Raw genomic sequence first — 11,251 nt, forward strand, 5'->3', positions numbered from 1 at the left:
TGACTTATATCACCGACAAGATGTCCTTTCAATTGCTATATTCGTAATATATTCCTACTGGGCTGACGGATACGTAGAATTAACTACATGCACAGTAGCACACATTGTGTGATAGCCGACCGTCTGGGCAAGCTTTTGTTCAGATGGTCTTTTTTATCGCCTTCTCGTAACAAATGCTTCTTTATCTATATCTGAATATCTCACCTATATGAAAGGAGTTTTCTTATGAGAAATCGTTGGTTTATTGCATTAGCAGCCATTGGTCTGCACATATCCATTGGTAGCGTATACGCATGGAGCGTACTCACACGTCCCATTATGGCAGATATGGGTTTTACCTTATCGCAAACAACATGGACATTCTCATTAGCTATTTTAATGCTCGGACTATCTGCGGGCTTTCTTGGATCCTTTGCAGAAAAAATTGGCCCTAAGAAAAGTGGACTTCTCGCTATGTTATTCTGGGTAACCGGATTATTGGGTACGGCCTACGCACTTAGCATACACAATCTTACCTTACTCTATCTCTTCTACGGCATCATCGGTGGCATTGGACTAGGCATTGGTTATATAACACCAGTTTCTACACTCGTGAAATACTTTCCAAATCGCCCAGGGTTTGCTACTGGTTTAGCTATTATGGGTTTTGGCTTTGCTTCTCTCATTGCAGGGCCTCTTATGCAATACCTTGTAGCTCAGGTTGGATTGGTGGATACTTTCATTATCCTCGGTGTAATCTATCTCGTAATTATGGGCGCCTCTTCACTCTATTTGAAAGCACCTCAACAAAAACACCCCACTCGAACTAGTAAGGATAGATCTACCATGTACGTTCATACCCATGGCATGCTAGCCAATGATGCCATGAAAACTTGGCAATTCGGTGCCCTTTGGTGGGTATTCTTTATTAATATTACCTGTGGTATAGGCCTCCTATCCTTAGCCTCCCCTATGGCGCAAGAAGCCATTGGTATGACACCTACAGCAGCTGCATCACTGGTTGGTATCATCGGTATCTTCAATGGCGGTGGGCGCATTGCATGGTCTACTATCTCTGATTACCTTGGTCGAGCACAAACTTACATACTATTCTTTATTATAGAAATCGTCGCATTCTATCTACTCGCCCAAACCAATAGTGCGCTAACATTCCAAATTTTAATTCTTCTCATTATCACATGCTATGGCGGTGGATTCGCCTGTATGCCAGCATATCTTGCAGATCTCTACGGTATACGTCAGCTTTCTACTATTCATGGTCGTATTCTAACTGCTTGGGGATTAGCGGGCATCGCAGGCCCTATGCTCGTATCATACTTTCACGAAGCAGGATATGGCTATACTACTGCTTTAGAATGTTTTGCCGCTCTATTTGTGTTAAATACAATTATTGCTATAATCTTAAAAATATACAGTAAACGAGGACTGCATAACTAATACGTACTGCCAAATAAGGAAATCTCCCTAGTTGCTATCATATTACAACTAGGGAGATTTTTTACTTATGTATATATCTTTTACAATTACTATTAAGATATGATCGAATTATAATAGTCGATTACATCCTTAAGGTTTATATATTCCTCACGAATATATAGACCATCAATGTGTTGTCTATCAACGTGTACTACAGTTCTCCTTTCACCTGATGTAGGTATGATTAAAGCATTTCTAATAATGGCATCTTTATATTTACCACGCAAATAATAGTAATAAAATGCTTGCTTATAATTAAATGCATTCACATCATTAGAAAAATACTTGGAATCAAACAATAAGATTAATGGTTGAGTTCTACTAGTTACAATTTTTAAGTAATGATCAAACTGTATTGAAAATCGACTACGTTCACCATTTTTACGTTGCTCGATATCCATGTTATCTGGTTTTATTATATTTAGCTTGGTAGGTTGTAGCTCCGTTGTAATTTCATAATCATCACCCGAGATTAGTACATGATTAGACAAATACGAATGTACCATACGTTCCCAAAACCATTCAAAATACAGAGTTAGAAACTTAGAGGACTTACTATAATTACTTTTCCATTGAAAGTATCTTATCAAAGAGTTCAACAACAACCGTTCATGATCCTTGAAAAGACGACCAATTAATGTTTGTAATTTAGAGATGCAAAAATTGTACTCGTCAAAAATAGGATTATAAAATTTACGTTTATAAGGATGGATATCATCTAATAAAGATTGAAATGATTTATAAAAATCATATAAGACATAATCCATACACTCAGTTATAAAAATTGACTCATCATATTCACAGTTAACTATAAATGGAGAATATATAAAATTTCCATCACTTAATAAAGGACGAATTGAATTTATTGTTTGATGCCAATTGATGTGCCCTTTATAACCTTTAAAGGTATCCCTTATTTGACGATGATATAATCCAAGCTCTAAATAATATCTAAGAATATAATGATATGCATCTACAGGAATCGTGTCAGTTAATTGTCCAGGCTCAACCCCATACAATTGTCTATCTTGCTCTATAATATGTAATATGTCTTTCATCGATTGTAATATCCATAACTTCTCATCTCGTGAAGTGACTTTACCAACATTATAGTGCTTAGGAAAGGATAGTAGAATATTACCTTCTTTCACTACCATCCCTACAAACGAGCAGCTCAACCTCTCATTATATCGATCACAATATGGATAAATATCCCAATCGTCGCAAAAAGACTCTGTCAAATTATCACCATCATTAATAATTTCAAAGTGATAGTCCAATACATCCTTTTCCATATCATAACTTCCCATATTGCTCGATTACAGATTTACTTAAAATATTTTCTCGCTTCTCAAATGCATAATATAATTGACTAAAAGATGTTATACCGTCAGCAAAAAGGCTTCCACTAGTATACGAAACACGCTCTACATCCTGCCATAAGTAATGTAATAATTTATTAGCAACTTGATCTCTATTTAAATCATCATTACCTTTATCCTTTAAGAAGAAAGGCCCTAGCTGTTTGTCTTCTGCTAATCCTAAATCATTTATTATAACATGATTGATTGCTTGATATAGTTTTACCCACTCATACTGATTGTCACTTGTAAAATTAATACTAAAATTATTGACATAGCCATTATTATTTGACTTAATAGGTTCAACTCCGACATATTTAAAATCGAATCTTCGTTTAAACGCAGTATCAATAACATTAACATTTTGATCACTTGTATTAACGGTACCTATGATATGTAAATTCTTTGGAATAACAATCTTATATCCTGGCTTTATAGCTCCATTTAAAATAAGGTATTCATAAATGGATTTATTGTTAATACCATACATGCTTTTACCTGTATCATCTCTATCCAATAGCTGGAATATGTCACCAAAAATACTAGCAATATCACCACGAGACATTTCCTCTAAAATAAGATATACATCTATACCACTATCTTGATTTCTTAACGCAGCAAATAGAGCAGTTGTAAAAATTCCTGGTACAAATTCATAAGAAATTTTCCCATCTTTTGTTACAGGCATAATATTACCTACAAAATCAAAGTAAGAGTAATCACGATAAATAGTGGTACGGAAAACATAAGGGTTATCATCACATTCATTGAAGCTTGGATAACTTTGTCTTATTAAAAAGCTTATACTATAACTTTTGCCAGTACCAGGTGCACCATACAACATTATCTGTAGTGGATGTTCTCTTTGATCTATTGGTAAAAATATTTTACTACTTTTTATAAAGGGTGATAATTTAGGTATAATACTTTCAAATTTATTAATAATAATATCTGCTTGAGTATCTGAAATTGAGGCAAGCCCACCTTGAAGATTTAATGAACTTCCATCATTAAACCAACTATTAATCTCATAAAGACTTATTGGGTTATCAAATTTATGTACACAACGTAATACGGCTTTGTTAGTTTGTAAATCAGGTAAAATTAAATAATCAACAATTTGAAAAACACAAACTATGGAACCCGCAGGTTGATTAGAGCCCGCTCCAGAATCTTTATTATACCCTAAGCCAAATCTTCCGATTTCTATGTTCTTTTCAGTTGCATAGTTGTACGTAACAACATCACCAACTTCAAGTTGATACCAAGAGAAACCAGATTCTTTAAAGTTTGCAGTTGCTCTCCATAACACTCTCTTTTCATTTTTTGTTACATTAGCCGCCTTTGTTTTTTTCCTAGTTATCTTTTTTCGTCTCGCTTTCCAATAAACTTGCGCTTTAGCCCTAATTTCTTTTTCCACATTTAATGTTGATATATCTAGCTCTTGACCTTTTGGTGTTAATAAAATACGACTATTTTTACCTTTACCCTCACGACTTAAAATACCTAAAACTTCTAGCTCTTTAATTGCAAGACTAAATCTTTTAGTAAAATCCTTATAAGGGATTCCTGTTTTCTCTGAAGTATATACAGCTTCAGCATATTCAGCAATATATGGATCCATCTTAATTATTTGAGAGCGTAATTCTGCTGTCGTTAATGAACTACTCGATTGACTAAGTACCTTTAAAATAGGTTTTATTAAATAAGAAACTCTTTCCTCTGTTGTTAAATTATCAATATCCCCCATATTATCCCCCACATTTTTCCAATAAAAGAAGTATACCACATCTCATAATCTAGCTATATTACTTATATTTTATCATAGATAAATCAAATTATGAATATTTCATGAATCCCAAAAATGTAAATATTTAGTACTGAAAATAGAAAAGGTCCTAATAGACAAATTAATGACCATTAGGAACCTTTCATATTTTTACTTTTATTATTACTAACACTATATTGAGCTTAATCCCACTAAATTACTCCAACCTTTACTAATCTCCTAGAGATTGACGATGAGAGATTATATGAAAAAAGGCCCGACTGTGAAGTCAGACCATTTCTTCAATTTTTAACTTAGAAGCGAAGTCTGGCGACCAAACCATTTATGCCTCACTTTGATATAAATTATATCATATCTAAATAGGGAAAGAAATCTAAAGATTTCTTTCCCTATTTTGTTTATATAAACTTTTGTGGTATTTAGTCTTTACAGATATATTATGCAACATCCAACAATCTAACGATTTACAATAGATGTCAAAATTTGTTAACTTAAATATCCTCTAGAGCATATATAGGCAGGTACCGTTGTGCAAATGCAAGGTTTTTATTGAGTTCTGCCCTTTTCAGAGCATCACCTATAACATAGATATATTCTTTTGCTCTTGTAAAAGCTACATTTACATTGTTAGCATTAACCCATTTAATAGCGCCATTCGCAGAGTCATTACTTTGACAGCCTAACATGTAAATAACGACTTTAGCTTCTTTGCCTTGGAATGTATGGACAGTACCGATATTATCATCTAGCCAATATGTCTTATTGTCTTCCTTCGTCCAGTTCACAATATCATCGCTAAGAGATTCCATATACTTCTTAAAGCCATATGCAACACTGGTAGCTTCAATCGCTATCTATATAAAATACTAAATGTTATGCTTATCAATTAAATTCCTGCATATCAAATGAACCATACTGACACCATAGTCAACGAGAAACTGTTTTTCAGATTCACTATATTCAGTTCTAAGGTGAGGCGCCACACCATGCCTAAATAAATGCGTCAATTTTCTAAATTCTGTTGGTAATACTAATTGTTGAATATGATCAATCTCTGGAATATCTATAAACTTATTATTTTTAGACTTTAAAAGATATTCTATTGTATTGTTTAAGTTTAGTAGCTTCGTATCTAATGTCATCTCATTCCACTTAAGACTATTAGTATCAATTTCCATTACTAATTTTTCAGCAACATTATCAATATTTATACATTTTTTATTATCAAAGGAAAAAGAAAACTCATTTATAATTTGTCGTCGAGTAGCCCAAGCAACAGAACCATCATTTTTAACCATGCCATGTTTAATGGCAAACTGGCGTATATCATCATAAGCAAAGCTCTTTATATTTTTAGGTCTTTCAAATATATTTGGAAATTGATCCAAAGTATATCCATTTTTCCAAAAATAGAAAGAAATTAATATAAACCAAGAGTTATCTTCATCTGTATAGCCTCTATCTGGTTGACATATCTCCTTAAACTTTTCAATAATTTCATTTATATCATACATATCGTAGGATATATTCTCTTCACCTATAATATCACCAAAATAAGAATAATTATATCGCTTAGATTTTACAAAATCCTTTAGCTGAAGATAATAAGTATCTAAATAATGCTCTTCAAAAAAACTCAATAAATTAACCATAAAGAGACTCCTACCCAATTTAGACTTATATATATATGAAATCTACCATATATCCTGATGAGACAAAAATCTGCTTAAAATAAATTTTTAAACATCAAATTTAGCCTTTCCAGAAAATAGATTAAGAATATTTAATAAATGTGTCTTTGTATCACTATCAATCGTAAAACGCTTTAACATTAAATCAGCTATTTTATTTTCCTTATATAATACATCAAAGTCAGGATAAATAATTGATTATAACAATATTCTAGTTTTTTTACCAATAAGGCTTCTCGATTTTCAGCTAAATCTTCATTTGCTGACAAAATAAAAAAACTAACATTTTTTCGAAATCTGTCTACAGATAACAACCCCTTTATAACTTCATAATCCCTTCCAGAAATAAATTCTTTAAACTTATCTACAGAATATAATTTTAATGCTAGTAAAATAGGGATAAAAATAGCATATAATGAATCTAATTCATCCGAAATTTCATTATTTATAGATTTTTCTCTTATATACCTACCAAAGGCTATATTAATATGCTGATTATATCGTTCACACTCTCTTAGATTTAATTCAAAATAATCTGCACAAGCTATAGAGATATTATCAATCTTATCCAACCCTGTTTTCTTCCACAAATATTTATGGTATGCTTCTAATGAAATTTGAGGTAATGTGATTCTTAAATCTATAATCCTATCTAAATATTTCCAACCATTAAAACTTTCTCCATAATATTGCTTTACACAATATTGAAACTCGCTTAAATTGGTTGAAAGAACAAATACTACCTTATCATGATTAAAATAATGCTTTATTATCTCAAGCAACTCAATAGCAAAACTAGGCTTACACCGATCAAGTTCATCTATAAATATAATTAATTTATCATATTGACCTTCACATGCATAATCTAAAAAAGAATGCACCTGACCATCCATTTGTTCAATAAACTCAATCGCTGGTAGCTGTTCCTTCGCATTAAATCCGCAAAATGCTCTACCAAAATTAAATAATGACTGCAACCTGATAGATGATACTCCATCAATAATATTTGCAATAGCGCTAAATAAAGAATCGCTAATACTTTTCTCCTCTTTAAAAAAATCAATTCCACCAAAAGTTAAAATCAAAGATCTTAGTAAAGTAAAAAAAGGATTATTAGACTTATCATATCTCCAAGCATCATAATAAAACACCTTATATTTATGCCCCTTTATATTATGTAGTTTTGGTAAAGTGCGACTCAATACAGATTCAATCTCACTATCAATATTTCCACTAGCATAATCTAAAAGCCATTTTACCTGATGAACAAAATATGTTTTTCCACTCCCCCACTCACCATCTATAGCAATAACGCCTCCTTTTTCAATATTAAATAATATTGAAATAAAGTTGTGGATATGCCTATTTCTATCAAGAACATCTTCAATATAACTTGCTCGCAGATTTGCCTCAGAAAAATCACTATAATGTTTTTGTATATCCATATAGTCCCCTCTCAAATATGGCTGCTAATAAAATGTCTATTTTATGCAGGCATTATTTTTTATCTGCTTAACTATATTCGCAATTTCTACCGCTTCAACTTGATCAAACAGTTTCCATAAATCAAATGGTCTATCAAATGGAGGGTCCGTTAACATATTAGGAGATTCCATATATCCATTAACAGTAATATAGCTAATAACTTGTTTAATAAAGTTAATCTGATTACTATTCATAGACTTAGTATTAATCAAATCTGAAAAGGCTTTTTCAGCAGCTTGTGGGCTCATCTTTACGATATCTCGAACAACCAATCCAAACTCTTTACCTTTAAAGCGTTTTTCATAGTCATCTTTACTTCCTAATTCATGAGTAAAAATATGTTCCAACGCTTTGTAGTCTTCTTCATCAATCGGATCATTATTAATAAGTTTTTTAATTGTTGGATGATTTTGATGTGTTAAAAAATATGACTCAACTTTTTCTTGATAACTCTCAAAAACTTCAGGCATAAGAGTATTGCCTTCTCTAGTTAATAATACTGAATCTGTAATTGTTGTTATAATAACCCTACGTTCTGCAACATCAAGAAACTGAACTAAATCTCTAAGCTCTTTTCTCAGATCATTTAACCGCAAAGCACCAATTATTTGCCAATATGCATCTTCTTTTATTAACTTTAAGAAATCTTGTTTCTTTCTAATTTGTTCAATGCTAATTTTTTCTAGTAAAGCATTAGAAAGGCTAATTACACGTTTCTTAAAATAGTCTAAAGATTGCCCATCAAAGAGATTTAAAATCCCTTCATATACAAAGTTATCAAATCCTCGTGCCAAATTTTCTTTGACATCAGCACAAATCAAAGGTGCAACATAGGTAATTAAGTCATGCTCATCTATATTTGACAAATAGTCAAACGACTTCTTAACACTATATTTGTCTACATATTTTAACTGTAAACGAACAACCGGTTTTGTTACTTCTAAATCAGTAATTTCTTTATAGCACTCATCTACAAGTTCTGAACGCCAGCTTTGATATTCTTCACTGCCATATTTTTCAGTTTGTAGTCGTGCAATAATTTGAGCACGTTTAGCAAAGATTCTTTCACCTAATGTGGCACTATTACCTTTTACTTCTATCATATTTTTTTGATTTCTAAAATACTCAAAATTTTTACAGTAATCAAAGATATAGAAGTACTTCTTACCTACATAATCACCATTATTTTTATCAAAAAAATCCACTTCTGGACAGAGGCGAGTCCCACGACCTATCATTTGCCAGAATTTTGTCTTTGATTTTATACGTTTAAAAAATACCAAATTAACACATGCTGGTACATCAATTCCCGTATCTAACATATCTACCGAAATTGCTATATCCGGTTCACCATCTGAAAATTTAAATTGATCAATTAAATGTAATGCATGTTGATCAGAGCTAACAATAACACGTGCCTTCTTACCTTTTGAAGAACGATATAACCAATTAAACCTTTCTTCAATTAGACGAGCATGCTTTTTATTTTGAGCAAAGATAATTGTTTTACCTAAAGAATCTCCATTATGAGTCTTTATACCGTTCTGCTCTAGTTCTCTAAGAACATGATCTATTGTATCTGTACTATAAATAATAGAATTTACTTCCGTAGCAGAATAATCCCCTTTAAATTCTCCTGCCTGCTCTAAAGCTTCATCTTCCAGTCGTTCCTGGTCTTCTTTTGAAAGCTCATCATAAACAATGCCATCTGTTAAAAACTTTGATTCTATCTCAAAATTATAATATGGAACTAAGTAATTATCCTTAATAGCCTCATCATAACTATATGCATATGTAGGAACTCCATTTTCAACCTCAAAGAAGTCAAATGTATTTCTATCCACCTCAGATTTAGGTGTAGCAGTTAAACCAACAAGAATAGCATCAAAATATTCAAATATGGCCCTATATTTTTTAAAAATACTACGATGGCTTTCATCTACAATTATTAAATCAAAATGACCAGGAGTAAATAAGCGTTTACCTTCTCCATCTAATGATTTTTCGATAGCATTTAATATTGTAGGGTATGTAGAAAAAACTATTCGAGCATTTTTATCATCTTTACTTTCACAAAGATTACATAATGATACAGACGGTAAATGTTCTCTAAAAGCATCCTTTGCTTGACTTACTAATGCAATTCTATCTGCTAAAAATAATACATTCGTCACTTGATTACTTCGGGAGAGCACATCAACTAAGCTTACTGAGGTTCTAGTTTTACCTGTACCAGTAGCCATAACAAGTAAGCTTCGTCTAACCTTATTTTCAAGATTTTGACAAACAGACCTAATCGCTTCCTTTTGATAATAGCGTGCTGAAATATCATCATTAATTGGAATAGTACTTAAAATAGGCTTATCTAATTTTCTACGTACAATAAGTCGTTCTAGGTCACTTTCACCATATACACTACTTACACGCCGCATATTCCATTCAAGATCATCCCACATATGAGTTTCATACCCATTTGATAGGAAAATAATCGGACGTTGTCCATATTCACGTTCTAATGCATTTGCATAAGCTAATGCCTGTGTCTTACCATCATTTATATCACGACTTGTTTTCTTAGCCTCAATTAATGCAAGAGGCTTGCCATCACGCCCCATTAATACATAATCAACACTAAGATTTGAGCCACCTAGAACATATGGATTTGAAACTTTAAACTCTTCAATCACATTTTTATTAGGTCCGTCAAAATTCCAACCCATTAATTTAAGATCGACATCAATTATATACCTACGTGTTTCAGCCTCTGTTTCAGGTACTTTAGGTAAACTGCGCATTAAAACATGCTCAGATTTTGCGGAAGATAATAATTTTGAAAGCTTTTCAATTTCTAAATATAGATTTTCAATTTGTTGGGCATTTTGAGCAATCAAACTTTCTTGCTCTTTGATTTTCTTAACATCAACTGGAATTATAGTTTTAGGAATTGCATTTTCATCAAATGTACGTTCCACATAGTTATAACCATAACAATAATCAATCCATTCAATAAAATTGAATAATGCCTGTAATGAGATAATAGCCGTTCTTGGCAAAATTTTAGTGTCGGAATGAACAGCCAAATTACCCATTTTTACAATTGGTTGTAATTCGCGCCACAAAGATTCTGGCAACTCATCTTTAAAGGATTTTGCATGTAAAAGTGATTGAAGATTATCTTTATAAGGCATAATCATGCTAGTATCTGCAGTATATACCCACTTAACAGCTAACTCTAATGCCTTACGACAACCAATTGCACACATAGCTGGAGAGGAGTGAAATACACGTTCTGCCTCAATAGCCGCATCTGCAAAAACTTTATATTCAACTATCCCATTAAGAAAATCAAAATTAGCCATATATAATCCCCTATACATATAACTTCATCTGTTTTATATAATACTTAGTTTAATTATACACTATTTGAGCAAATTTCAATTTGTTGATTT

7 protein-coding genes and 1 riboswitch are annotated in these 11,251 nt (G+C 32.1%); of the genes, 1 reads left to right on the plus strand and 6 read right to left on the minus strand.

Annotation, left to right across the window (positions count from 1 at the left end):
• Positions 1 to 48 precede the first annotated feature (48 nt).
• Positions 49 to 136: riboswitch (ZMP/ZTP riboswitch) on the plus strand.
• An 89-nt stretch (positions 137 to 225) separates the two neighbouring features.
• Positions 226 to 1,437 carry an OFA family MFS transporter gene (locus RYO55_RS09195; RefSeq protein ID WP_314985221.1) on the plus strand — a complete coding sequence of 404 codons (1,212 nt, stop codon included), beginning with the start codon at positions 226 to 228 and terminating at the stop codon, positions 1,435 to 1,437.
• A 92-nt stretch (positions 1,438 to 1,529) separates the two neighbouring features.
• Here RYO55_RS09195 and RYO55_RS09200 read toward each other — a convergent pair whose 3' ends face one another.
• From RYO55_RS09200 to RYO55_RS09225, 6 genes are all read right to left on the minus strand, one after another.
• Entirely contained in the window at positions 1,530 to 2,771 is a 1,242-nt protein-coding gene (locus RYO55_RS09200; RefSeq protein WP_314985222.1) for an LlaJI family restriction endonuclease, read from the minus strand.
• Between the two features lies 1 nt (position 2,772).
• Positions 2,773 to 4,587, minus strand: coding sequence for an AAA family ATPase (locus RYO55_RS09205; protein ID WP_287507377.1), 1,815 nt, complete (start codon positions 4,585 to 4,587; stop codon positions 2,773 to 2,775).
• A gap of 530 nt (positions 4,588 to 5,117) precedes the next feature.
• Positions 5,118 to 5,435, minus strand: coding sequence for an AAA domain-containing protein (locus RYO55_RS09210; protein WP_314985223.1), 318 nt, complete (start codon positions 5,433 to 5,435; stop codon positions 5,118 to 5,120).
• Between the two features lie 57 nt (positions 5,436 to 5,492).
• Positions 5,493 to 6,278, minus strand: coding sequence for a hypothetical protein (locus RYO55_RS09215; protein WP_314985224.1), 786 nt, complete (start codon positions 6,276 to 6,278; stop codon positions 5,493 to 5,495).
• A 188-nt stretch (positions 6,279 to 6,466) separates the two neighbouring features.
• Entirely contained in the window at positions 6,467 to 7,762 is a 1,296-nt protein-coding gene (locus tag RYO55_RS09220; protein ID WP_314985226.1) for a P-loop NTPase fold protein, read from the minus strand.
• Between the two features lie 36 nt (positions 7,763 to 7,798).
• On the minus strand, positions 7,799 to 11,161 hold the full coding sequence (locus tag RYO55_RS09225) for a DEAD/DEAH box helicase family protein (protein ID WP_314985227.1): 3,363 nt from the start codon (positions 11,159 to 11,161) through the stop codon (positions 7,799 to 7,801).
• Between the last annotated feature and the right edge of the window lie 90 nt (positions 11,162 to 11,251).

It is taken from the genome of uncultured Veillonella sp., assembly GCF_963551295.1.
Taxonomy (GTDB): Bacteria; Bacillota; Negativicutes; order Veillonellales; family Veillonellaceae; genus Veillonella.